The organism is Clostridium coskatii, from assembly GCF_001675205.1.
In the GTDB taxonomy this organism is placed as follows: Bacteria; Bacillota; Clostridia; order Clostridiales; family Clostridiaceae; genus Clostridium_B; species Clostridium_B ljungdahlii.
This window is the reverse complement of sequence record NZ_LROR01000026.1, coordinates 23,626-47,439: the sequence shown is the minus strand read 5'-3', so window position 1 is coordinate 47,439 and position 23,814 is coordinate 23,626. Positions and strand designations below refer to the sequence as shown.

At 31.1% G+C, this 23,814-nt stretch carries 23 protein-coding genes; 18 read left to right on the top strand and 5 right to left on the bottom strand.

Annotation, left to right across the window (positions count from 1 at the left end; genetic code table 11):
• Nucleotide 1 precedes the first annotated feature (1 nt).
• The 12 genes from fliQ to CLCOS_RS22225 all read left to right on the top strand — a co-directional run bounded on the left by fliQ (nucleotide 2) and on the right by CLCOS_RS22225 (nucleotide 10,992).
• Entirely contained in the window at nucleotides 2-271 is a 270-nt protein-coding gene (gene fliQ / locus CLCOS_RS02325) for a flagellar biosynthesis protein FliQ (protein ID WP_013237700.1), read from the top strand.
• Nucleotides 272-305: 34 nt separating this feature from the next.
• The gene (locus tag CLCOS_RS02320) at nucleotides 306-2,126 is read left to right on the top strand and encodes a fused FliR family export protein/FlhB family type III secretion system protein (protein ID WP_063602216.1); all 1,821 of its coding nucleotides are present in this window, start codon (nucleotides 306-308) and stop codon (nucleotides 2,124-2,126) included.
• Between the two features lie 55 nt (nucleotides 2,127-2,181).
• The gene (flhA, locus tag CLCOS_RS02315) at nucleotides 2,182-4,197 is read left to right on the top strand and encodes a flagellar biosynthesis protein FlhA (RefSeq protein ID WP_430392607.1); all 2,016 of its coding nucleotides are present in this window, start codon (nucleotides 2,182-2,184) and stop codon (nucleotides 4,195-4,197) included.
• Nucleotides 4,197-5,390, top strand: coding sequence for a flagellar biosynthesis protein FlhF (gene flhF, locus CLCOS_RS02310; RefSeq protein ID WP_063602214.1), 1,194 nt, complete (start codon nucleotides 4,197-4,199; stop codon nucleotides 5,388-5,390). Before flhA ends, flhF begins: the two co-directional genes overlap by 1 nt.
• On the top strand, nucleotides 5,384-6,262 hold the full coding sequence (locus tag CLCOS_RS02305) for a MinD/ParA family protein (protein WP_013237704.1): 879 nt from the start codon (nucleotides 5,384-5,386) through the stop codon (nucleotides 6,260-6,262). Before flhF ends, CLCOS_RS02305 begins: the two co-directional genes overlap by 7 nt.
• Nucleotides 6,263-6,276: 14 nt before the next feature.
• The gene (locus CLCOS_RS02300; RefSeq protein WP_013237705.1) at nucleotides 6,277-6,948 is read left to right on the top strand and encodes a flagellar brake protein; all 672 of its coding nucleotides are present in this window, start codon (nucleotides 6,277-6,279) and stop codon (nucleotides 6,946-6,948) included.
• Nucleotides 6,949-6,951: 3 nt separating this feature from the next.
• Nucleotides 6,952-7,677 carry a FliA/WhiG family RNA polymerase sigma factor gene (locus CLCOS_RS02295; protein ID WP_013237706.1) on the top strand — a complete coding sequence of 242 codons (726 nt, stop codon included), beginning with the start codon at nucleotides 6,952-6,954 and terminating at the stop codon, nucleotides 7,675-7,677.
• 27 nt (nucleotides 7,678-7,704) lie between these two features.
• The gene (locus CLCOS_RS02290; protein ID WP_063602213.1) at nucleotides 7,705-8,187 is read left to right on the top strand and encodes a hypothetical protein; all 483 of its coding nucleotides are present in this window, start codon (nucleotides 7,705-7,707) and stop codon (nucleotides 8,185-8,187) included.
• A gap of 2 nt (nucleotides 8,188-8,189) precedes the next feature.
• On the top strand, nucleotides 8,190-8,384 hold the full coding sequence (locus CLCOS_RS02285) for a hypothetical protein (protein ID WP_035788091.1): 195 nt from the start codon (nucleotides 8,190-8,192) through the stop codon (nucleotides 8,382-8,384).
• Nucleotides 8,381-9,148 carry a flagellar basal-body rod protein FlgG gene (locus CLCOS_RS02280; RefSeq protein WP_013237709.1) on the top strand — a complete coding sequence of 256 codons (768 nt, stop codon included), beginning with the start codon at nucleotides 8,381-8,383 and terminating at the stop codon, nucleotides 9,146-9,148. The genes CLCOS_RS02285 and CLCOS_RS02280 overlap by 4 nt, the downstream gene beginning before the upstream one ends.
• Nucleotides 9,149-9,172: 24 nt before the next feature.
• Nucleotides 9,173-9,961 carry a flagellar basal-body rod protein FlgG gene (locus CLCOS_RS02275; protein WP_013237710.1) on the top strand — a complete coding sequence of 263 codons (789 nt, stop codon included), beginning with the start codon at nucleotides 9,173-9,175 and terminating at the stop codon, nucleotides 9,959-9,961.
• A gap of 632 nt (nucleotides 9,962-10,593) precedes the next feature.
• Nucleotides 10,594-10,992 carry a hypothetical protein gene (locus tag CLCOS_RS22225; RefSeq protein ID WP_082853614.1) on the top strand — a complete coding sequence of 133 codons (399 nt, stop codon included), beginning with the start codon at nucleotides 10,594-10,596 and terminating at the stop codon, nucleotides 10,990-10,992.
• A gap of 65 nt (nucleotides 10,993-11,057) precedes the next feature.
• Here CLCOS_RS22225 and CLCOS_RS02265 read toward each other — a convergent pair whose 3' ends face one another.
• A complete protein-coding gene (locus CLCOS_RS02265; protein WP_013237712.1) occupies nucleotides 11,058-12,689 on the bottom strand; it encodes a putative manganese-dependent inorganic diphosphatase in 1,632 nt (543 codons plus the stop codon).
• A 493-nt stretch (nucleotides 12,690-13,182) separates the two neighbouring features.
• On the opposite strand from CLCOS_RS02265, the gene CLCOS_RS02260 reads away from it, so the two are divergent.
• Both CLCOS_RS02260 and CLCOS_RS22635 read left to right on the top strand, forming a co-directional pair.
• Nucleotides 13,183-15,723, top strand: coding sequence for a calcium-translocating P-type ATPase, PMCA-type (locus tag CLCOS_RS02260; protein WP_063602211.1), 2,541 nt, complete (start codon nucleotides 13,183-13,185; stop codon nucleotides 15,721-15,723).
• Nucleotides 15,724-15,763: 40 nt separating this feature from the next.
• Nucleotides 15,764-15,901 carry a hypothetical protein gene (locus CLCOS_RS22635; RefSeq protein ID WP_192847937.1) on the top strand — a complete coding sequence of 46 codons (138 nt, stop codon included), beginning with the start codon at nucleotides 15,764-15,766 and terminating at the stop codon, nucleotides 15,899-15,901.
• Nucleotides 15,902-15,935: 34 nt separating this feature from the next.
• Here CLCOS_RS22635 and CLCOS_RS02255 read toward each other — a convergent pair whose 3' ends face one another.
• Nucleotides 15,936-16,340 carry a hypothetical protein gene (locus CLCOS_RS02255; protein ID WP_063602210.1) on the bottom strand — a complete coding sequence of 135 codons (405 nt, stop codon included), beginning with the start codon at nucleotides 16,338-16,340 and terminating at the stop codon, nucleotides 15,936-15,938.
• A 225-nt stretch (nucleotides 16,341-16,565) separates the two neighbouring features.
• On the opposite strand from CLCOS_RS02255, the gene CLCOS_RS02250 reads away from it, so the two are divergent.
• On the top strand, nucleotides 16,566-18,887 hold the full coding sequence (locus tag CLCOS_RS02250) for an AAA family ATPase (protein ID WP_063602209.1): 2,322 nt from the start codon (nucleotides 16,566-16,568) through the stop codon (nucleotides 18,885-18,887).
• A gap of 109 nt (nucleotides 18,888-18,996) precedes the next feature.
• Here the strand turns inward: CLCOS_RS02250 and CLCOS_RS02245 are convergent, their stop codons facing one another.
• Both CLCOS_RS02245 and CLCOS_RS02235 read right to left on the bottom strand, forming a co-directional pair.
• The gene (locus CLCOS_RS02245; RefSeq protein ID WP_343217886.1) at nucleotides 18,997-19,770 is read right to left on the bottom strand and encodes an MFS transporter; all 774 of its coding nucleotides are present in this window, start codon (nucleotides 19,768-19,770) and stop codon (nucleotides 18,997-18,999) included.
• A 110-nt stretch (nucleotides 19,771-19,880) separates the two neighbouring features.
• Entirely contained in the window at nucleotides 19,881-20,129 is a 249-nt protein-coding gene (locus CLCOS_RS02235; RefSeq protein ID WP_063602206.1) for a hypothetical protein, read from the bottom strand.
• A 92-nt stretch (nucleotides 20,130-20,221) separates the two neighbouring features.
• Here CLCOS_RS02235 and CLCOS_RS02230 point away from each other — a divergent pair, with 92 nt between their 5' ends.
• On the top strand, nucleotides 20,222-20,830 hold the full coding sequence (locus tag CLCOS_RS02230; RefSeq protein ID WP_063602205.1) for a TetR/AcrR family transcriptional regulator: 609 nt from the start codon (nucleotides 20,222-20,224) through the stop codon (nucleotides 20,828-20,830).
• A 167-nt stretch (nucleotides 20,831-20,997) separates the two neighbouring features.
• Here CLCOS_RS02230 and ychF read toward each other — a convergent pair whose 3' ends face one another.
• Nucleotides 20,998-22,095 carry a redox-regulated ATPase YchF gene (gene ychF, locus CLCOS_RS02225; RefSeq protein ID WP_013237717.1) on the bottom strand — a complete coding sequence of 366 codons (1,098 nt, stop codon included), beginning with the start codon at nucleotides 22,093-22,095 and terminating at the stop codon, nucleotides 20,998-21,000.
• A gap of 280 nt (nucleotides 22,096-22,375) precedes the next feature.
• Between ychF and mraZ the strand changes: the two genes are divergently transcribed.
• Entirely contained in the window at nucleotides 22,376-22,804 is a 429-nt protein-coding gene (mraZ, locus tag CLCOS_RS02220; protein ID WP_013237718.1) for a division/cell wall cluster transcriptional repressor MraZ, read from the top strand.
• An 80-nt stretch (nucleotides 22,805-22,884) separates the two neighbouring features.
• On the top strand, nucleotides 22,885-23,814 hold the full coding sequence (gene rsmH / locus CLCOS_RS02215; RefSeq protein WP_013237719.1) for a 16S rRNA (cytosine(1402)-N(4))-methyltransferase RsmH: 930 nt from the start codon (nucleotides 22,885-22,887) through the stop codon (nucleotides 23,812-23,814).

Genomic DNA, 23,814 nt, shown 5'->3' with positions numbered 1-23,814 from the left:
AATGAGTGAAAATATGGTAATTGGTATTATAAAAGATGCAGTACAAACGGGACTTATAGTAGGAGCTCCCATACTTATAGTTTCAGTGGTGGTAGGTCTTATAATAAGTATATTTCAGGCAACTACTCAGATACAGGAGCAAACACTTACTTTTGTACCTAAGCTTATTGCAGTGGCTGTAATAGGACTTATTACAGGAAGCTGGATGTTACAGCAGGTTGTAGCTTTTACTGAGAGAATTTTTACGTATATAGCCCATATAACACAATGAACATTGCTGCAAAGTATAATTGGAGAGGAATAAATTGATAAATACATTATATTTTACCGCCTTAATTTTAGTATCAATAAGAATTTTTTCTTTTTTCATATTGGTTCCAATATTTTTCCCAAGTGGAATTCCAAATGTAGTTAAAGTGGGACTAACAGTAGTTATGGCATATATATTGATGCCAGGTATAGATTACTCTTCTATAAGCAGTATAGATAATACAATGTTTTTTGTAATGAATTGCTTAAATGAGGCAGCAGCAGGTCTTACCCTTGGATTTTTAACTAGCTTGTGTTTTTCTATGGTGAGAATAGCTGGAAATCTTATGGATATGCAAATGGGATTTGCTATGGTTAGTATGTTTGATCCTACTTCAAATAGTAATACTACTTTAGTTGAACATTTACTTTATTGGTTTAGTTTGGTTATTTTCTTTATAGTAGATGGACACCATATGCTTATAAAATCTTTAATTCAAAGTTTTAGCGTAATAAAACTTGGAAGTTTCTTTTTAAATCAAGCTTCAATTAATATAATTTTTAAAGCCTTCATAGAGTATTTTGGCATTGCAATTCAAATAGGAATACCTATAGTTTTAATACTCCTATTTACAGATTTAACAATGTCACTTATAGCTAGAACAGTTCCGCAGTTAAATATAATGATATTGGGACTGCCTGTTAAAGTACTGATAGGGTTTGCATCATTTTGTTTTGCACTTCCAATTTTTCTTAAATTAATAGAAAATTTATTTACAGCTATACCTAATTCCATAGACGGTCTTTATAAGGCATTGCCACTGCTTTTGATATTTGCAAAAGATGATAAGACAGAAGAGGCTACTCCTAAAAAGAAAAGTGATTCTAGGAAAAAAGGTCAGATAGCTAGAAGTAAGGAAATAGGACTTACTATGACACTGCTTGCATCAACTTTAGTTATAGCAGTTCTAGGAGGATATGTTGGAACATCTCTTGGTTCCACAATGGTAGCTTTTTTAAATGACTATATAAATACATCGCTTAATTACAGTAGTGTAAATAAAATAATGTTTATAACCATATGGAGAATAGCTATAGTTTTTCTACCTATAGCACTTCCAATACTTGCGATAGGAGTATTGGCCAATATGGTTCAAACAAGAGGGCTTATAACTTTTGAAACTTTAAAACCAGACTTTTCAAAATTAAATCCTATAAGTGGATTTAAAAGAATGTTTTCTGCTAGGTCTGTCATGGAACTTTTGAAGGATACCGCTATAGTGTCTATAGTAGGATACGTAGGGTACAAATTTATAAAAGACAATTATATGTATATATTGAACTTAGGTCAATTGGACTCTAGGGCTGTAGCAAAGGCTATAGGAAGCTTAGCTGTGGGTATATTTTTTAGAATAACTTTAATTATGCTTATAATTGCAATTCTTGATTATATGTTTCAAAGATATCAATATAATAAAGACCTTAGGATGTCAAAGCAGGAAATTAAAGAAGAATTTAAACAAGATGAAGGAGATCCACAAATAAAGGGCAAGAGAAGACAAAAACAGAGAGAATTAGCTATGCGAAGAATGATGCAGGAAGTTCCAAAGGCTACTGTAGTAGTTACAAATCCTACTCATGTTGCTGTGGCTTTAAAATATGAAGAGGGGCAGAATGCACCTGTCCTTGTGGCAAAGGGATTAGATGCTGTAGCCCTTAAGATAAAAGAAATAGCAAAGGACAATGATGTGCCAATAATTGAAAACAGGCCACTTGCAAGGCTTATATATAAAGAAGTTGAAATTGATATGGAAATACCAGCTGAGATGTATCAGGCAGTGGCGGAAATACTTGCGTTGGTTTACAAGATGAGGTGATATTTTGGAAAGAAGTAAAAAAAAGTTTAGACTAAAAGATAACTTAGATATAATAATGGCATTAGTAGTTATTACAGTAGTGTTTATGATTATAATTCCAATGCCCGCAGGACTTTTAGATGTATTGATTTCATTTAATATAACATTATCTATAATAATTATACTTTTAACCTTGTTTACTACGGAAGTATTACAATTTTCTATATTTCCTACTTTACTTTTAATAACTACAATTTTTAGATTGGCTTTAAATATATCCTCTACAAGACTTATACTTAGAGATGGATATGCAGGGGAAGTTATAAATGCTTTTGGCAGCTTTGTAGTGGGAGACAATTATATAGTAGGAGTAATAATATTTTTGATTATAATTATCATACAGTTTGTTGTAATAACAAATGGTTCTGGCAGAGTTGCGGAAGTTTCTGCAAGATTTACTTTAGATGCAATGCCAGGAAAACAAATGAGTATAGATGCAGATTTAAACTCTGGTTTAATTGATGAAAAAGGTGCTAAAGATAAGAGAGAAAAACTTCAAGAAGAAGCAAGCTTTTATGGAGCTATGGATGGTGCATCTAAATTTGTAAAAGGAGATGCTGTTGCATCGCTTTTAATTGTAGTAATAAATGTAATAGCAGGTATTGTAATAGGTATAGTAATTAAAGGACTTGGGGCTTCTGAAGCTGCCCAAACTTATGCAAAGCTTAGTATAGGTGATGGACTTGTATCTCAGGTTCCAGCACTACTTATATCTACAGCTTCAGGTATACTTGTCACCCGTTCAGGAAGTGCCGAAGGTTTTGGTACTCTTGCTATTAAGCAGTTGACAGGATTCCCTAAAGTAATTGCTATTGCAGGTGCAGTGCTGCTGTTTCTAGCCATAGTGCCTGGTCTTCCTCATATAGCGTTCTTAATTTTATCAGTAGCTTGTATGATAGCTGCATATATGCTTTATAAAGATGAAGTGCAGCATAATATGCAGCAGCAGGAAATAAAACAACAGGAAATAACTCAAATAGAAAATAAAGAACCAGAAAATGTAATGAACTTAATATCTGTGGAACCTATGGAAGTGGAAATAGGATATGGATTAATACCACTGGCAGACGAGAGTTCAGGAGGAGATCTACTTCAGAGGATAACCTCTGTGAGAAGGCAGTGTGCTATTGAAATGGGGATAGTAGTTCAACCAATTAGAATTAGGGATAATTTGCAGTTAAATACTAATAGTTATGTAATAAAAATAAGGGGTACAGTAATTGCAAAAGGAGAGCTTATGCCAAATATGCTTCTATGTATGGACCCTACTAATTCAAACAGTGATATTCAAGGAATAAGCACTACAGAACCATCTTTTGGACTCCCTGCTATATGGATAAATAAAGATCAAAGAGAAGAAGCAGAAATAAAAGGACTTACAGTAGTGGATCCTACTACGGTTATGGTAACTCATCTTACAGAGTCAATTAAAAATCATTCTTATGAATTACTTGGGAGACAGGAAGTTAAGCTTATTGTGGATTCTGTGAAGGAAAAATATCCTACTGTAGTGGAGGAACTCATACCAGACCTTCTTACTATAGGAGAACTTCAAAAGGTGCTGCAAAATCTTTTAAGAGAAAGGGTTTCTATAAAGGATATGGTAACTATTATGGAATCTCTTGCAGATAATTCAAGAAATACAAAAGATATAGAAGTACTTACAGAGTATGTTAGATTTGCATTAGGAAGAAGTATATGCAATTCACTTATAGATGAAAATGGAGTTATAACAGTAGTTACTTTATCTAAACAATTAGAGGATTTGATAGGGAGCAATATTCAAAAGTCAATGCAGGGTTCTTTCCCGGCAGTAGATCCGGATACTACGAGTAAGATATTAAATTCAATTAAAAGTTTACTAGAATCAGTCTATTTTTATGAAAATCAACCTATAATTTTAGTTTCACCTAATATAAGAGCACCTTTCAGGAGATTAATTGAAATGGTATTTCCATCGGTAAATGTATTATCATTAAATGAAATACCAAATGATGTAGAGATAAAAACCGAAGGAGTGGTTTCAATATAATGATCATTAAAAGATATAAAGTCAATAATATGAATGAAGCTATTACGAGAATTAGGTATGAACTTGGGAAGGAAGCCGTAATAATAAGTCAGAGAAAAATAAGAAAACCTGGCATATTAGGTTTTTTCTCTAGAAAAATTTTAGAGGTCACTGCAGCTGTAGACAACAAGAAAAAGCAAAACAACCGTGAAGAAGATATGCAAGATAGTATTGCAGCAATAAAAAAACTTGTAAATGATAAAATGAAAAATAACACCTTATGTAATGATATAAAAGGTGATAAAATTATAGATAATGATGCTAAAGAAAATTATAATACATCAGAGTGTAATTATGAAAATAATATAGTGGATAAAAATAATGACTCTATTATAAAAGAAATGCAGCAGATGAAAGGCATGTTAAATGAAATGATGAAAGGATCTTATGGAAATGTAGGAAAAAGTGCATTTCAGATAAAGCTTGAAAATAGTGATTTTAACAGTAAAGTAGTGAGCACAATTTTAAATGGAGTAAATATAATAGAAGATGATAGGGATGAAGAGGAAAAGTTAAAAGAAGTAGTTACAAGTATGATAAAAGTAGAAGATAAAGCACTTGAAAACATAGTAGTATTAGTTGGACCTACAGGTGTTGGAAAAACTACTACTATTGCTAAACTTGCAGGAAAGCTTTCTCTTATTGAAAAGAAAAAAGTAGGACTTATAACTATAGATACCTATAGAATAGGTGCAGTAGAACAACTTAAGACTTATGCAGATATAATGAATATACCTTTTCAAGTAGTATTTACTATAAAGGACATGGGAAAAGCTATAGAGAATATGTCAGACTGTGATGTGATTTTAATAGATACTACAGGAAGAAGCAGTAAAAATAAGATGCAGATATCAGAACTTAGGGCATTTATAGATAAGGTAAATACGGACAATATACATTTAGTTATAAGTTGTACTACTAAAAATAGAGATATAGATGTGATAGTAGAGGGATACAAGGAGCTTAATTATAATAATGTGATAATAACTAAATTAGATGAAACATCTACTTATGGATCTATATTAAATATTTTACAAGCCGCAAAAAAACCTATAAGTTTTGTTACTACAGGACAAAATGTTCCAGAAGATATAAAGGTTATGAATACAGAGGAATTAGTTAAACTTGTACTTGGGGAGGATATTATATGCTAGACCAAGCTGAAGAGCTTAGAAAATTAGCTCAAGAGGACAAAAAGGCAAGAAAAGAAAAAGTACCTAGCAGTAAAAAGCCTAGGATAATAACTGTTACTTCTGGAAAAGGGGGAGTTGGAAAGAGTAATTTTGTAGTAAATGTATCTATAGCACTACAGAAGATGAAAAAAAATGTACTTATATTTGATGCAGATATGGGAATGGGTAATGACGATGTTTTAATGGGATGCTTACCTAAATATAGTGTATATGATGCCATATGTAAGAATAAAAATATAGAAGAGGTTATCATACAAGGACCTTTTGGAGTAAAATTACTTCCAGGTGGAAGAGGAATTTCAAAAATTGCAGATATAACAAAATCCCAGAAAAAAGAATTTATAAAAAAGGTATCTTTGCTAGAAGATTTGGATTATATAATATTAGATACAGGTGCTGGAATAAATAGAGATGTGCTAGGATTTATTGCCTGTTGTCAGGAACTTATTATAATTACTACACCAGAACCTACATCGCTTACGGATGCATATAGTTTAGCAAAAGCTGTAAGTTATTTTAAATTAAATGATTTTGTACAAGTAATTATAAACAAAGCTTCTAATGTTGAAGAAGGGCAGAAAACCTTTAATAAATTTAAAAGTGTAGTAGATAAATTTTTAAATGTGGAAATAAAATATCTCGGCTGCATATTAGAAGACAAAAAACTTGTTCAGGCAGTTAGAAATCAAGTACCATTTTTGATAAATTACCCCAACTCTCAAGCTTCTAAGGATATAAATTTAATAGCTAGCAAGTTGTCAGGAACTGAAATAGACAGCAGGAAAAGTAGTATACAGGATTTGTTTAAAAAGATTTTTAATACTTTTTCATAAGGAGAAGGAATAAGATGAATTCCAATATTGAGTTTACAGTTAATAGCAGAATTGAAATAGACGTGGACAATGAAATATATAAAAGTAATATTCAGGATGTGTCAGAGGATTGTATAAGTATAAGCATACCCGTAAACAATCATAAGTATATGCCTCTTTCAAAAGGTGAAAAGGTGCATGTTATATATTATGATGGGAAAAATGTATACAAATTTAGTACTGTGGTTGTAGGGCGTAAAATAGAGAGAATACTTATGATTATGTTGAAGAAACCTGAGAAAGTTCAAATTTGCCAAAGGCGGAATTTTGTAAGAGTACCTTTGATCTTAGATGTGCTGTGTGCCATGTTTCCTTTAGAAAAGGACTTATATCACTTAAATGATCAAGTTGAAGTGTTTAAAGCGTGTTCTGTAGACATGAGTGGCGGCGGAATGAAAATAGTAGTAGATGTAAAAATGAAAGATAAATTAAAACGTGGAGATATTATTATAGTGACGATTCCAATGGAAAATGACAGTTTAACTTTAAAAGGAAAACTAGTTAGAATTAGTAACAACAAGGATGAAAGTAAATTGACCTGTGGATTATCTTTTATAGATATGGACAAGAACAGTAGAGAAAGAATAATAAGGGTATTATTTCAAATTATGAGACAGCACATAAATAAAGGAGCAAAGGAGGATTAAAATATGGCTTTGGCGGATAAATTAGATATAAAAGAAGAATTGGTAAAAAAATATCTTCCTCTAGTAAAATACATTGCTTCTAGGGTTATAATAGGAAAGACCAAATACATTGAATATGAGGATTTAGTTAGTTATGGAATGTTAGGGCTTATTGATGCAATAAACAAGTTTGATAAAGACAGGGGAATGAAATTTTCTACTTATGCGTCAATAAGAATAAAAGGTTCTATGATAGATGAACTTAGGAGAAATAGCCCTATTTCTAAAGGCGCCATGGACAAGCTTAATAAATACAATGCAGCTATGGATTCCCTTCGTACTAAACTAGGAAGAGAGCCATCAAGTGAAGAAATAGCAAATGAACTAGGTATGCCCTTGAAAAAAATGATGGAAATTGAAAATTATATAAACTATATATCTATAGTATCTCTAGAAGATTTGATATTTTCTGAAGATGATGATATTCCACTTATGGGAACTGTAGAAGATACTAAAAGTCCAAGTCCAGAAAAAAGTCTGGAGAAAAAAGAAATGCTAGAATATTTAGCCAAAGCATTAGATCTTTTAAATGAAAAAGATAATTTAGTTATTACTCTATACTATTATGAAAAGTTGACTTTAAAGGAAATAGGTCATATATTAAATGTATCCGAGTCTAGGGTATGTCAACTTCACAGCAGAGCAATTTTACATTTAAGAAAAAACATGACTAAATTGAAGTATGTATAGAAATGTTTTTAAGAAGGAGAAAATTTTATGGTTCCAATCATATTGATTATAGCAGGAATACTTTTAGTAGTATTGAATTTTAATGCAGTACGTAAAGAGAAAAAATCTTTTCAAGACAAATTAAATGTAAAGCGAAATGAAATGGGAAACTGTGAACTGGAAATTGGCAAAATAAGAAAGGAATTTGCAGAAACTATACTTGAACTGCAAAAAGAAATTGAAGATTTAAAAAAACAGGGTAATCAGGATTTTCATGAAGTTATTTTATCTGAAGAGGCATTTGAAGGTTCAGAGGAAAAATTAGTAGAAGAAGAAATCAAAGACAATAATGAAGAGGAATCAGAAAAAAGTGAAAATTTAGATGAGGCTGTTGAAGAGGATGCAAATAATATTAAAATTGATGAAATAAGAGGACTATTGAAAGATAATATTTCTGTAAGTGATATCTCTGAGAAAACTGGTATTGGTAAGGGGGAAGTTCTATTAATAAAAGAATTGTATACAAAATAAAAATGTTTTTTGATTTTTTTAGTGATAGAAAGATACTTATAGGTATAGGCATAGGTATTTTAATAACTACTTTTATAATGAGTGGTGTTAAGATCCAATATCAAATGAGTAAAAGTCAAATTGAGGATAAGGCAAGATCAATGGGAATGCATTATCCTGATGAAATGAAAGTTATGGATAAAGGAGGAAGCAAATGATTAGAAGTTTTTACTCTGCAGTATCTGGGATGATAACTCAAGAGGCAAAACAGGATGTTATAACAAATAACCTGGCAAATGCAAATACTGTAGGATTTAAGCAGGATGACCTTAGGGTGAAAAGCTTTAATGACATGCTTTTACAAAATTATGACAAAACAGAAGGAAATAGAAGTGTTAGAAATATAATAGGATCTATAAGTCTTGGAAGTGGAATTGATTCAGTTAAAACAGGCTTTACCCAAGGATCAATAGATTCTACAGGTGTGTCTACTGATTTTGCTATTGATGGAAGAGGATTTTTTACTGTTAGGGGACAGGATGGAAAAGAATATTATACGAGAGATGGACATTTTCACGTAAATACAAATGGAGTACTGGTAAATGATGCTGGAGACAGTGTTTTGGCAAGAAATACTAGGACAGGTGCTTTGGGTGAAATGAATGTGGGAAACGGGAATATGACCTCAGATGACCACGGAAATATAAATATAGATGGAACCCCAAGTTATAAGCTCTATACTGTGGATTTTAATGATTATAATACTTTGACAAAAGTGGGAGACAATCTATATACAGGAACAAATGCTGCAGAGACAAATGTTGTTGTAAGGCAGAAGTCACTTGAAAAATCTAATGTAAATATAGTAAATACAATGTCACAGTTGATGACTACTATGAGGTCTTTCGAAACTGATCAGAAAGCAGTTCAATCAATAGATGAAACTTTGGAGAAGCTAATAAATGAAGGTGGTAAAGTATGATTAATATAAAAGGGATGATTTTGTATGCTTAGAGCTATATGGAATAGTGTAAGTGCTATGAATGCACAGCAGGATAAGTTAAATAGTATATCCAATAATTTAGCAAATTCAGATACTGTAGGATATAAAAAAGAAAATGTAGAATTTAATGATCTAGTGTATGAAACTTTAAACAGAAAGGGATATCCTACTAATTCTAATGGAACAAATACGATAAATGGTACAGGGGTAAAGGCTACAGAATGGATTAGAGATAATGCTCAGGGTCCAATTCAACAAACAGGGCTAAAGACAGATATGGCTATAGACGGAGATGGATATTTTAAAGTAACTCTAGGGAATGGAACGGCAGCTTATGAGAGAGCAGGAAATTTTACTGTAGACAGAAATGGCAATTTGGTTGATAGTAATGGAAATAAGCTTGAAGTCAACCTTACAGCAGAGGGAAGTAGTTTGTTCAATTCAGGGACGGTATTTAAAGATAATAATTTTAAAGTAGATGAAAAAACTGGACAAATATACATGAATGTTGGTAATCAAAGTGTACTTTATGGAAAGATAAACATATATAATGCAGTAGGACAGGATGCCATGAAATCTATAGGAGATAATTTATATCAGCCAGCAAACAATGTGCAAATGAACATAAATACCAAAGCACATATTATCCAAGGTTCTCTGGAGCAGTCTAATGTAGATTTGGGAAGAGAAATGACAGATATGATAATGGCACAGAGATCTTTTGAACTTGCATCAAAAGGGCTTACTACTTCAGATGAAATGTGGGGACTCATAAACAGTATGAAGAGATAGAGAGTTTCTAATCATAAAGTCAACTTATACTCCGGATATTTTTTACAACCTTCAGCTCGTTAAATATTTTGATAAGGCTAAGCAAAAAATTTTAAAAAATGCTGAGAACTTTTGAAAACTCGTACCTCAAACAATTCAAAAGTTCTAGATTTTTTAAAATTTTTTGCTTAGCCTTATATACAAAATATTTAAAAGAGCTTCATTATTGTAAAAATATGCCTGCGTATAAGTTGATTTTTAAGTTAAAAAGCTTTATAAAGTATTTCTTCATATATATTTATTTTCAAGAGTAACACTGTATGAGGTATTTTAAGTTGAAACTTGAACTTATACATAAAATATAATAACAAAATTGAAATCACGTTTAAAAACTTTTTTAAATAAGTCTTAGCTTGGTATTTTAGGAAACCTTAGGTACTTAGATATGTCTGAGGTACGAGTTTATCTAAGTACCTTTAGGTTTTCAAAATACCAAGCTTTAGACTTATTAAAAGTTTTTATAGTGATGAAATTTGTTATTATATGATCTATATAAGTCAACTTTCAACTGAGAAACTCTATAATTTTATGAAACATATGCAAGGTACATACATATAATGTACAGATGTAATATTTTCAGGAGGATCAGTGTTATGTATAGATGTCCTTTTATGGACCAAGATGAATATATGGAAGAAGATTATATGTATGATGGGGATATGGACTATCCTCAGAATATGTACTCCCCTGACTTTTATAGAATGTGCCCTATGTTTTTAAATGCTAGGAAGAATGCATATATGAGGTGTATGTATCCTAAAAATTATATGCAGACACCAGCACCAACATATCCATATTATGATTCTGAAGAAAAAACGGAATATGTACCTTTTGATGAAAAATATGAAGATTTGGAAGAAGAAACAGAACGAAAGGAAGAAGATACAGAAGAAACAGAAGAAAAAGATACGGAAGACGAACAGGAGACTGTAGATGACAGTTATGGTGGTACAAGAATTAGAACTGTAGATATATCGGATATTCAGGATTAAAAAGAAAAATGGACTACTCAAAGCAATTTTAAAAAATTGCTATTGCAGTAGCCCTTTTATTTGTATTAAGACATGGCAGCAGTAAGAGGTGGTATAACCTGCTTTTTCCTTGATAGAATACCAGGAACATAAGCACCATTATCAGTTAAAGTTATGTTAAAGGCTTTAGAAACTACATCCTGTTTTTCACCTATGGCAATTAATTCAGATCCACCTTTTAATATATCTGTTACCATAAGAACTATAAGCCCATAATTTTCTTCTTTACATTTTGATTCCATAACCTTTATAATGTCTTTTCTAATAGATTTAAACCCTTCGGTATCCATAGTTGAGATCTGTCCAACACCTACTTTTACTTCTGAAATATTAAATGCTTTGAAATCTTGATTTAACAATTCTTCAGGAGTTTCTCCTTCAAGAGAAGAACCTGCTTTAAACATATCATTAGAGAAGGTTTCAGGATCTATTTCAGCTATAGCTGCTAATCTTCTAAGTATCATTTTGTCTAAATCTGTGGAAGTAGGTGATTTAAACAAAAGGGTATCTGAAATTATAGCAGAACATAAAAGTCCCGCAACTTTTTGAGATGGTCTTATACCATTTTCAAAAAATTTGGATGCAACTATAGTTGCTGTACAACCTACTGGCTCATTCCTAAAATATATAGGTGAACCAGTTTGGATATCTCCTACCTTGTGATGGTCTAATATTTCAAGTATTTCTGCATCCTCCAATCCTAAAACAGATTGGGATTTTTCATTGTGATCTACAAGTATTACTTTCTTTTTGTTTTGTGATATTAAATGATATCTAGACATACTACCAATAACTTTATTTTCTAAGTTTACTACAGGATAACTCCTGTATCTGGTTTGAAGCATAACTTCTCGTACGTCTTCTATTAAGTCATTTGTCTTGAAGCAAACTAAGTTATCTTTTTTCATCACATATCCTATAGGAATACTTTGAGGTATTAGCCTAGCAGTTGTAAAAGTGTCATAAGGGGTAACTATAATGGAACAATTAACTTTTTTTGCTTTTTCCAGTATATCATCATTTACTGTATGATTTCCTGTTATTATCATAAGTGAAGCTTTGGAATCAAGTATAATATCCTGTGCGTCTACCCTGTCACCACATATAACTATGTCCCCTTCTTCTATGAATTCACAGATACTTTCTGGCTGCATTGCAGCAATTATAACTTTTCCTGTAAATTTGATGTTTTCATTGGAAGCATAAGCACACTTGGCTGATAATGTATCCAGTATATTTTCAAGGGTAGTGCCGCTTTTTTGAATTACGTTAGAATCCCATATGTCCATATAACAGGAAGTTATATTGGATTGAGATGCAACACCTATTAATTTATCATCTCCATCTACTACAGGGAGAGTTTTAACATTATTTTTACTTATCATTGACCAAGCTGTTTTTATGGAGGTTTCAGGTGATATAGGATTTACATTATCAATATCTAAATCAGAAATCTGAGGTTTAACATTTTCCATTAGTTTTGGTGGGGTAACTTTAAAGTAATCAAGTACAAATTGAGTTTCTTTATTTAGTTCTCCTAACCGTATAGGAATTGTTGTAACTCCTATTTTATTTTTAAATTCAGAATAAGCTATTGCAGAACATATAGAATCTGTATCTGGATTCTTATGTCCTGTAATATATACAACATCGTTCATAATTTTTCCTCCTAAGTGTATATATATGAATAATATATCTATTTACAAAAGTAATGTTACCAATACACATAATATTATAGCAAAAAATCACTTAATTATCTATATATAGGGTTATAATCAAAATTAACTTATACAGGTCATGTAATGACAAATTTCAGCACCATAAAAACTTTTCACAAGTCTAGCACTCGGCATTTTGAAAATCTAAGAAGCTTAGCTAAACTCGTACCTCAAACATATCTAAACTTCTAAGATTTTCTAAAATACCTCGCTAAGACTTATGGAAAAGTTTTTAAAGGTGCTTTCAATTTTGTCAGTATATTTTATGTATAAATTTAAAATTCAAATAAAAACTCTCTATTGATTATATCCAAATATCATTAAAATTAACATGCAAATACATAGTGAGCAATGAATTAACTGTCATAATAGAATATAAAGGGGGCATATATTTAATTAACGTAGAGAAAATAAATGCCTTGGAGGGATAAGATTGATTAATGAAAGGGAGTTAGAAAGTGGTTTAACTCAAGTTGAGGCAGAGAGAAGGCTTAAAAAATATGGAGCCAATGTACTTAAAAAGAAAAAAAGGGTGTCTCCTATAAAAATATTTATTTCGCAGTTTAATGATTTTATAACCTGGATACTTATAGTAGCTACAATTATATCCGGATTTATGGGAGAAAAGGCAGATGCAATAACTATACTAATTATTGTAATTATGAATTCTATACTAGGTTTTGTACAGGAATTTAAGACAGAAAAATCTTTAGAAGCATTGAAAGAAATGGCATCCCCTACTTCAAAGGTTATAAGGGATGGAAAAGTGAAGGTTATAAATTCAGGAGAACTAGTAATAGGTGATGTGATACTTCTGGAAACAGGGGATAAGGTTCCAGCAGATTGCATTTTACTTTCTATTGGAAATTTCATGGTAGACGAATCCCTTTTGACTGGTGAATCTGTAGGAGTGGAAAAAGATAGTGGAGACAAGAATAATTCACTATACATGGGGACTATAGTGGTAAAAGGTAAGGGAAGAGCAAAAGTTGTAGAGACAGGTATGAAGACGGAAATGGGAAAAATAGCAGGTATGCTTCAGGACATTGAAAAGGAAAGGTCTCCTCTTAAAGAAAAGCTTGCTTCACTTGGAAAAGTACTTGTAGTCATGTGTATTGCTATATGTATTATAGTTACATTGACTGGAGTATGGAGAGGTCAAGACAAATATGAGATGTTTTTAGTAGGAGTTAGTTTAGCCGTAGCAGCTATTCCAGAAGGTCTTGCAGCTATAGTAACAGTAGCACTAGCTCTTGGAGTATCTAGAATGTTAAAGAGAAATGCATTAATAAGAAAATTACCTGCAGTAGAAACACTTGGATGTACTTCAGTCATTTGCAGTGATAAGACAGGAACTCTTACTGAAAATAGGATGACTGTTAAGGCTCTTTATTTTAATGGAAGAGTACACAGGATAGGAAAGGATATTTTACCAGAAAATATTCTTATGAAAAAGGCTTTTACATATTGTAATGATTGTAATTTTGATATGAAAAAGGCAGATATTTCAGGAGCGCTTATGGGAGATCCTACGGAAGTAGCACTTATAAAGGCTTTTTTCAAAGATATTAAAACTTTAAAAACCTTTTTAGGAAAGGCCAGGAGAACTTATGATATACCTTTTGATTCTGATAGAAAAATGATGTCTGTTATAATGAAAGAAGGTTCAAGAAAGATAGGTTATGTGAAAGGAGCACCGGAGAGAGTTATAAGAAGGTGTAAATATATATTAGATGGAAGTGAAGTACGAATTTTTACTTCAAATGATAAAAATAAGGCTCTGAAAGCAGTGGAAAAAATGTCTTTTGATGCCTTAAGGTGTATAGCAGGTGCCTACAAAGACAAAGAAGTAGTGCCAGGTAAGTCTTTGGAGGAGAATTTAATATTCATAGGTGTAGCGGGAATTATAGATCCACCTAGAAAGGAAGCAAAAGAAGCAGTATTAAAATGTAAATTAGCAGGTATAAGGCCAATTATGATAACTGGAGATCACAAGAATACAGCTTTTGCTATCGGAAAAGAACTGGACATATGTAAACATGAATCAGAGGTTATAACTGGAGAGGAATTAGACAAGCTGAGTGATAGACAGCTTGCAGTTAAAATACAAGATATATCCATATTTGCAAGAGTTAATCCAGGTCATAAACTTAGAATAGTAAAAGCCTTTAAAGCTAAAGGTAATATTGTAGCTATGACTGGAGATGGAGTAAATGATGCACCTGCAGTAAAAGAAGCGGATATAGGAATTTGCATGGGAATTGCAGGTACAGATGTAACAAAGGAGGCTTCTTCTATGATACTACTTGACGATAATTTTGCTACTATAGTATCTGCTGTAGAGGAAGGAAGAGTCATATATGATAATATAAGAAAGTTTATAAGATATCTTTTATCTTGCAATTTAGGAGAGGTTCTAACCATGTTTCTTACTTCTATTTTTTATTTAGATACTCCACTTTTGCCGATACAAATACTAATGGTAAATTTAGCTACTGATGGTCTTCCTGCTATAGCTCTTGGAGTTGACCCAGCTCAGGGAGATATAATGAGGGGCAAGCCTAGAGCTAAAAATGAAAGTATATTTGCACGAGGATTAAGTGAAAAAATTATTGTGAGGGGAGCACTTATTGGAGTGTGCACAGTGCTTGCTTTTGTAATAGGATTATATCTAGGCTTTGGACTTAAAACATCCAGAACTATAGCACTTTGTACTCTAATAATGTCACAACTTATACATGTGTTTGAATGTAGATCAGAAAATCATTCACTGTTTGAGATAAATTTATTTACAAATGTTTATCTTTTAGCAGCAGTTGCTACATCTATTACTATGGTTTTATGCATACTTTACTTGCCATTTTTACGTGGAGTTTTTCATACATCTGCACTTAGAATTTCACAGTGGGCAATAGTTTTGTTTTTCTCTGGGATAATCGCATTTTTAAACAGTCTTTACTTATACTTTAAATAAACAGAGTTCTTGGCGTCAGGTGGAGTTTTAATTCCACCTGATGCTTATTAACAGGCTTCTTAGTGCTTCAGCACTTAGAAGGCGTTATCCTTTAGGGGAAATCGTTATCCAAGGACGTAGTAGCTCTTTACTTCCACTTGGAGAAGTAGGAGTATTAGAGTGGGTAGTCATCGGATAAAAAATTAGAATTGCTTTTAAGCAATTCTAATTTTTTATTTAAATCTTTGAACTTTTTGAACTTTAGGTATTTTCCCTTCTATAGGAATTAAGTCCTTTTTTGTGGTCATATTTCGTATATTTATAAGTTCTACGCTTTCTCTATTCTCTTTTCCTCTTTTTCCTTTGAGTCCTTGAACTAAAACCAGATTGCCTTGATGTATAGATATAAAATCAGGCTTCTTAAACCACCTTTTTTTAATATAAGAGCATTTTACTATGTTTCTGCTTCTATCAGGTCTTACTAAAAGTGTTACTGTTAATTTATTAAATATCCATAATATAGTTTTTTTACTAATTTTGACAGATACAACAGTACCTTGAACCTGAGTTAACCTGTCACCATACTTTTTTAAATAAGATTTTGTGTAATATTGAGCAATTTTCTCCTTAAAACTCATGTATATACTAACTCCTTTGTTACTTTATTTTGTTTATACGATTATTAGAAATAACAGACAAAATTTGATTATATTATACCATAGTATATTTATTTTTGAAACATACCTATAATTTTTAGTATGTTTTTTATATGAGGTTGATATACTTATTTTTTTATTTTCGTTCCTAAACAAACTTTTTAAGAATACTATTATATTAGACTAAGTATACAAGGAGAATGAAATATGAATTATAGGGAATTACCTAAAGACCAAATCATATATGATTTTAAGTTGGATGATATTGACTTTAGCGAAGATGATAGAGATGATTTAAATAGAAATGTTAATTATATGCCTGAGTATAGTAGAGTATATGAAAATATGAGAGATGCATTAACAATAGATAAACAAGGATATAATGTTTATCTTATAGATGAATTTTCAAAAGATAAACTTAAAAATATTAAGAAATTTATAAATGAAACTATGAAAGATAAAATAGAACTTCAGGATATATGCTATATAGTTATGAAAGATATTAAAAATCCTAAAGTGTTGTTTTTAAGATCCGGAAAAGGTAAAAAGCTAAAAAATATGCTAAAGAAAATACAAAATATATATGCTAATTCTACTTATGAATTTTACAATGGATACGAGGACAAACAAAAAAAATTATTGGTGCAAAACATTCAAAAAAAACGAAGTTATTTAATAAATAAAATTGTAGAAATGTCTAAAAATGAAGGCTTTTCATTAAAAATTACGGAAAGTGGTTTTAGTTTTGTTCCTTTAAAAGAAAATGGGAAAATGATGAATGAGATAGAGTATGAGTCTTTAGATTTAGAAAAAAAGGAACAAATGGTGAACAAAGTAAATACACTTAAGATTCATGCAGAGAGGATATTAGATAAATTAAAAGATATGGAATCCTATGAAATGGAAAAGATTAAAATCCTTATAGATGAACATTATAAAAAAGATACAAAGAAGTTAAAGGAAGAATATTTTAACGTATTTAGTAAGGATAATAAGGCCTTAGAATTTTTAAGCAATATATGTAACAATATAGAAAGTGAAATTAAAGAGATATATTCTATAAACTATGAAGATGATGTAGATAATATACGGAATATAATATATAGGTATTCTGTGAATGTACTCGTAGATAATAGTGATAACGACAAATTACCTATAGTGTTTGAAGAAGACCCGTCTATAAATAATTTACTTGGAAGCATAGAATATGAAAATAAAAATGGGACTTATGTTACTGATCCAAGCCTCATTAGGCCAGGATCACTTTTAAAGGCAAATGGTGGGATATTAGTACTTCGAGTTAGTAGTCTTTTAAGTAATAAAGGAGCATATTACTATTTAAAAAAGTCTATTATAAGTGGTAAAGTTGACTTGAATTATAATAGAGGATATTTAGAGTTATTGTCGTTAAGTGGATTAAAACCAGAACCTATAGAGTTTAATGAAAAAATAATACTTATAGGAGATTACCATACCTATGATTTACTTTATACTTATGATGAAGATTTTAAAAAGATTTTTAGAATAAGAGCTGAGTCCAAATCTATTTTACAGATGGATAGGGATGCAAAAAAAGCTTTCTTATATAAAGTGCTTTCTATATGTAAAAACAATAAATTGCATCCTGCGGATGAGGGAGCTGTAAAGGAGCTAGCAAAATTTTTATCCAGAAAAGCTGAAAATAGAGATAAATTATTTATGGATGACTATGATCTAGAAAGAATTTTAATAATTTCAGACAAAAGAGTCTGTGAGGATCATAGAGATTTTATAAATGAAGAAGATATCACAAATACGGCTTATAAAGAAGAAATTATAGAGGGTCAGGTAGTGGATTCTTACACAGAAGGTCAGATATTTATAGACGTAAAGGGTAAAACGGTGGGACAGGTAAATGCCCTGTCGATAATCGATACAGGGTACTTTAATTTTGGAAAGCCCATAAGAATAACTTGCTCGTGTTACAAGGGTAATGGAAATATTATAGATATCCAGAAAGAGAGTGATTTAAGTGGAAAAATTCATAACAAGGCAATAAATATATTAAAGGGACATGTTAAAAATTTAAGCGGTGGTTATAATAGAGTACCTGTGGATTTTTATTTAAGCTTTGAACAAATATATGGAAGAGTAGATGGAGATAGTGCTTCCGTAGCAGAGTTAGTTAGTATTATATCTGCACTTACGAAAATAAGTATAAAACAAAATATAGCTGTAACAGGTTCCATAAATCAGTTTGGAGAAATACAACCTATAGGAGGAGTAAATGAAAAAATAGAGGGCTTCTTTAAAATATGTAAAGTATTAGATACTACAAAAGGGAAGGGTGTACTCATTCCAAAGTCTAATGCAAGCAGTTTAGCATTAAAAAATGAAGTGGAAAAAGAAATAGCAGATGGTAATTTCCATATTTACATTATGTCTAATTTAAAAGATGCAGTGGAAATTCTTATGGGAGAAAATTATGATAATGTAATTCATGAAGCTAGGAAGGAGCTAAAAAAGTATTATAAAAATAAAGAACAATAGGAAAATTCCTAAAAGATAACGACTTCTTGAAGCACTAAGAAGCTTGTTAATAAGCATCAGATGAAGTTAAAATTCCATCTGATGCCAAGAATTCTGTTTATGATTTTATTTACTCATTAGAAGAAGAAAGTTGATTCCTATTTTTTATAAATAGAGTTGCTATTAAAGCGATGAGTACAAATAAAGTACACAGCATCAGTGTATAGTCGAAAGCATCTGAATATGCCTGACGACTTACTAGTTTTACAAGGGTACTTTTAGCTTGAACCTGCTTATCTTCTGTAGATAGTCCAATCTGTGAAAGCCTTTGCTGAATTTGGCTTAAAAGATTTAAAGCTGTATTGTTAAAAGGAGTTATTTGTTCTGAAAGCTTATGGTAATATATTTCTGCCTGGCTGCTAAGGGAATAAGTCATCATTGTTATTGAAATAGAGCCAGATATTTGTCTTATTGTGTTTTGGATGGTAGAACCTTCAGTCACTAATTTTTGAGGCAGCAGATTCATTCCAAAAGTAGAGAGAGGCATCATAGTGAGACCTATTCCTGCTCCACGAAGTATCAAAAATAAATTCGCAGTGTCTCTTGAAGTATTAGAGGTAAGCATGCTTAATTGATAACAAGAAAAAAGTAATAAAATTAATCCTGGTAGTATTACTATTTTTTCATTAACTTTATCTATTAGTTTTGCACTTATAGGCATCATAACACCGGTAACAATGGCAGAAGGAAATAAAAGCAACCCTGTTTGCATTGCAGTGTATCCATCAATTTTTTGAAAAAATAAAGGCATTGCATATACTTCGCCCATTAAACACATGTTTATGAGTGCCAGAGCAATCAAAGAAAAAGAAAAATCTAGTCGTGCTAATAATTTTAAGTCCAGAAGTGGCTCTGGGACAGATAACTCGTTTATAATAAATAGTATTAAATTAAAAATTCCTATTGTTAGTAGAAGGGGATTTTTTATATCACTCCAATCTATAGGATTTTGGCTTAGTATATAATAGGGTCTCCTGAGTTAACCTTGCTTCCTACATCTACTTTGATTTGAGATATTTTTGCATTGATTTTAGCAGATACATTAGAAGAGGTATTTGCTGCAATTTTTCCACCAAAGAGGTATATGTATTGGGATGATGAAGTAGAATTTTTTTTGTTAGACGAATCTAAACTGCCATTGTGAGAAGAGCATCCAATAAGTAATAAAGGACATATTAATAATATTGATATTAGCTTTTTCATTTTTATCCTTCTTAAATTAAAAATTATGTATTATAGAGATATATGTTTTAAACAATGTTTGATAATACATAGTTATTTTAGGAGGGCATTAAATGAAATATAATTCAAAAGATATTCCAAATGCTAAGGACCGAATATTGAATTCTACTCTTTATATTATTGGAAAAGAAGGATTTCAAAATGTTACTATAAGAAAAATAGCAGCGGCAGCTGATGTTAATGTAGCGTCAATTAATTATTATTTTGGTTCAAAGGAAGGTGTAATTAACGAGGCGTTAAAATGTCTTACCAGTAAATTTATGAGTTCTTTTGAAATTCTCGAAAATAAGCAGATTACACCAATAGATAGATTTAGGAATTTCCTTAGGAGTTACTCTGATGCTAGCGTTGAGTATCCAGATGTATTTAGAAATTTTGTCAATCAACTTATTATATATAAGGATGACTTGAAATTTGATTATATTAAATTTATTGAAGATGAAAGAGTCTTTAAGATAAAAGATATTTTATCCGAAGTTACGGGAATTAAAGATGAAGAAAAATTATCTATGATGGCACTGCAGGGAATTGCTAGTTTAATTTTTCCTGTAATATCTGATAACCAAACAAGAAAATTTTCTAATTTAAATTATAAGGATAAAAATGTAAGGCATAAATATATAGATGTGTTAATTAAGTCACTTCAAGGCAACAGTATATAATGTAAGATTCACGATGCACAATTCACAATTCACAATTGTATTAAGTTCCTATTCTCTGCTAGAAATTTGTATTGTAATATATAAAAAAAGAACAAAATGTTTTAACATTTTGTTCCTAAATTATTAACTATGCATTATAAGTTTTGCACTGTGAAATTATTTATTGCCTAAACATTGAACCTAAAGTTAACTACATCTCCATCCTGCATAATGTAGTCTTTTCCTTCCAATCTATAGCATCCCTTTTCTTTTGCAGAAGTCTCGGAGCCGCATTCCACAAGCTTGTCGTAGGATACAATTTCAGCTCGTATGAATCCCTTTTGTATATCAGTGTGTATTTTGCCTGCAGCTTCCGGAGCTTTAGTGCCTTTCTTTATGGTCCATGCTCTTACTTCTTTTTCTCCAGCAGTTAAAAAGCTCATAAGACCAAGCAGCTTATAGCTGCTGTTTATCAATTTATCCAGGCCAGCTTCATTTAAACCATATTCCTTTAGCATCTCGAGTCTTTCATCATCTTCTAGAGAAGAAAGTTCTTCTTCTATTTTGGCAGAAATTATTACTACTTCTGAGCCTTCTACTTTTGCATATTCTTGTACTTTCTTTACAAAATCATTTTCCAAATTTCCAGAAGTTAAGTCATCTTCAGAAATATTGGCTACATAGAGTACAGGTTTAGTTGTAAGCAAAAAGAAGCTTTTAACAAGTTCGGCTTCATCTTCATTTAGATCTAGAGTTCTTACAGGATTACCTTCCTCCAGATGTTTTTTTACTTTTAACATAATTTCATATTCAACTTTTGATTCTTTATCTCCACTTTTCGCAAGTTTCGACACTTTTTCAATTCTTCTGTCCATTACTTCTAAATCTGAAAATATAAGCTCTAAGTTTATGGTTTCAATATCACGAATAGGATCCACACTGCCATCTACATGGACAATATTATCATCTTCAAAACATCTAACCACATGTACTATAGCTTCTACTTCTCTTATATGAGATAAAAACTTATTTCCAAGGCCTTCTCCTTTGCTAGCACCTTTTACAAGTCCTGCTATATCGTAAAATTCAATAGCTGTATATACCTTTTTCTTTGAATTGTACATTTTTTCAAGTACATCTAATCTTTTATCTGGTACACTAACCACTCCTACATTTGGTTCTATAGTACAGAATGGATAATTGGCAGATTCTGCACCTGCCTTTGTTATTGCATTAAATAGGGTGCTTTTGCCAACGTTTGGCAAACCCACAATTCCAAGTTTCATCTATGTACATTCCCTTCTTAAAATATAATTAACTGGCGTAAAATTCATCTAAATTATACTCTACAGAGCATATTATTTCAATAAATGTAGTGAATATAAACTAATTCTGATGGTCGGTAGAAGGAGATGAAAAAAATTGATGAAAAAATAAATTTAATAGACTTAAAAAAAATATTAAAAGTCTATTAAAAAAGAGGAAATTTTATGTTAATATAGAATAAGTAATTTGGTGGATTAAAGTGGTTAAAAGTGGAGCGTAATAGCAGTAAGAGGTGTAATGATGTTTTTAGGTGAGTATGAACATTCACTAGATAGTAAAAATAGAATAATTATACCTTCTAAATTTAGAGAAGAATTAGGAAACAAATTTATTTTGACTAAAGGTTTAGATAGTTGTCTTTATGCTTTCCCACTTTGCGAATGGCATTTACTTGAAGAAAAGTTAAAGAAACTTCCACTTACTAATAAAAATGCCAGAGTTTTTGTAAGATTTTTTTTCTCCGGGGCAAATGAAATGGAACCTGATAAGCAAGGGAGAATTTTAATACCCCAGACACTCCTAGAATATGCAGCTATAAATAAGGAAATAGTAAGCATAGGAGTATCTAGCAGAATAGAGATATGGAGTAAAGAAAATTGGATAGAATACAATAATTTAAATATAAATTTTGACAATATAGCGGAACAAATGAATGAACTTGGAATATAAGCATCTTCAAAAAAATATCCGTCATATCTTTGAATTGTTATTTTTTTCAGATGCCATAGCAAAATTGGAGGACGTATTATATGAAATTTAAACATGTACCTGTACTACTTAACGAGACTATAAATAGTTTAAATATTAAAGAAGATGGAATATATGTAGACTGCACTTTAGGAGGAGGAGGGCATTCCTTTGAAATCTTAAAGAGGTTATCCGACAAGGGAAGGTTAATAGGAATAGATGAGGATACGTCTGCTATAAATGCAACAAGGGAGAGACTAAATGAATTTAAAAATATTACTTATGTTCACAATAACTTTTATTATATAGATGAAATTTTAGAAGAACTTAAAATAGATAAAGTTGATGGTATACTTATGGATCTTGGAGTTTCTTCTTATCAACTAGATGAATCAGAAAGGGGATTTAGCTATATGAAGGACGCTCCCCTTGATATGAGAATGAATAGGGATAGTTCGTTATCTGCTTATGAGGTGATTAACAATTATAGTGAGGAAAATCTTTATAACGTTATAAGAGATTATGGAGAGGAGAACTTTTCAAAGAGAATAGCAAAATTTATAGTAGCTGAAAGGGAAAAGGCTCCTATACAAACAACATTACAGCTTGTAGATATAATAAGAAATGCAATACCTGCAAGGTTTCAAAAAGAGGGTCATCCTGCAAAAAGAACTTTTCAAGCTATACGTATAGAAGTAAACGGAGAACTTAAAATATTGAACAAAGCAGTAGAAGATAGCGTAAAAAGACTGAATACAGGTGGAAGAATATCAATTATAACTTTTCATTCTTTAGAAGATAGAATTATAAAAACTAAATTTAAGAAATTAGAAAATCCATGTACTTGTCCACCGGATTTTCCCCTATGTGTGTGCGGCAAAAAACCTATTGTAAAAATAATAAATAAAAAGCCTATAATACCTACAAAAGAGGAAAAAGAGAAAAATTCAAGAAGTAAAAGTTCTAAGCTTAGGACAGCAGAGAAAATTTAG

What these genes read in the sequence shown, in the direction of transcription:
- fliQ (WP_013237700.1), top strand. Translation starts at nt 2, where the DNA reads ATGAGTGAAAATATGGTAATTGGTATTATAAAAGATGCAGTACAAACG.
- flhA (WP_430392607.1), top strand. Translation starts at nt 2,182, where the DNA reads ATGGCATTAGTAGTTATTACAGTAGTGTTTATGATTATAATTCCAATG.
- flhF (WP_063602214.1), top strand. Translation starts at nt 4,197, where the DNA reads ATGATCATTAAAAGATATAAAGTCAATAATATGAATGAAGCTATTACG.
- CLCOS_RS02305 (WP_013237704.1), top strand. Translation starts at nt 5,384, where the DNA reads ATGCTAGACCAAGCTGAAGAGCTTAGAAAATTAGCTCAAGAGGACAAA.
- CLCOS_RS02300 (WP_013237705.1), top strand. Translation starts at nt 6,277, where the DNA reads ATGAATTCCAATATTGAGTTTACAGTTAATAGCAGAATTGAAATAGAC.
- CLCOS_RS02295 (WP_013237706.1), top strand. Translation starts at nt 6,952, where the DNA reads ATGGCTTTGGCGGATAAATTAGATATAAAAGAAGAATTGGTAAAAAAA.
- CLCOS_RS02290 (WP_063602213.1), top strand. Translation starts at nt 7,705, where the DNA reads ATGGTTCCAATCATATTGATTATAGCAGGAATACTTTTAGTAGTATTG.
- CLCOS_RS02285 (WP_035788091.1), top strand. Translation starts at nt 8,190, where the DNA reads ATGTTTTTTGATTTTTTTAGTGATAGAAAGATACTTATAGGTATAGGC.
- CLCOS_RS02280 (WP_013237709.1), top strand. Translation starts at nt 8,381, where the DNA reads ATGATTAGAAGTTTTTACTCTGCAGTATCTGGGATGATAACTCAAGAG.
- CLCOS_RS02275 (WP_013237710.1), top strand. Translation starts at nt 9,173, where the DNA reads ATGCTTAGAGCTATATGGAATAGTGTAAGTGCTATGAATGCACAGCAG.
- CLCOS_RS22225 (WP_082853614.1), top strand. Translation starts at nt 10,594, where the DNA reads ATGTATAGATGTCCTTTTATGGACCAAGATGAATATATGGAAGAAGAT.
- CLCOS_RS02265 (WP_013237712.1), bottom strand. Translation starts at nt 12,689, where the DNA reads ATGAACGATGTTGTATATATTACAGGACATAAGAATCCAGATACAGAT.
- CLCOS_RS22635 (WP_192847937.1), top strand. Translation starts at nt 15,764, where the DNA reads ATGCTTATTAACAGGCTTCTTAGTGCTTCAGCACTTAGAAGGCGTTAT.
- CLCOS_RS02255 (WP_063602210.1), bottom strand. Translation starts at nt 16,340, where the DNA reads ATGAGTTTTAAGGAGAAAATTGCTCAATATTACACAAAATCTTATTTA.
- CLCOS_RS02250 (WP_063602209.1), top strand. Translation starts at nt 16,566, where the DNA reads ATGAATTATAGGGAATTACCTAAAGACCAAATCATATATGATTTTAAG.
- CLCOS_RS02235 (WP_063602206.1), bottom strand. Translation starts at nt 20,129, where the DNA reads ATGAAAAAGCTAATATCAATATTATTAATATGTCCTTTATTACTTATT.
- CLCOS_RS02230 (WP_063602205.1), top strand. Translation starts at nt 20,222, where the DNA reads ATGAAATATAATTCAAAAGATATTCCAAATGCTAAGGACCGAATATTG.
- ychF (WP_013237717.1), bottom strand. Translation starts at nt 22,095, where the DNA reads ATGAAACTTGGAATTGTGGGTTTGCCAAACGTTGGCAAAAGCACCCTA.
- mraZ (WP_013237718.1), top strand. Translation starts at nt 22,376, where the DNA reads ATGTTTTTAGGTGAGTATGAACATTCACTAGATAGTAAAAATAGAATA.
- rsmH (WP_013237719.1), top strand. Translation starts at nt 22,885, where the DNA reads ATGAAATTTAAACATGTACCTGTACTACTTAACGAGACTATAAATAGT.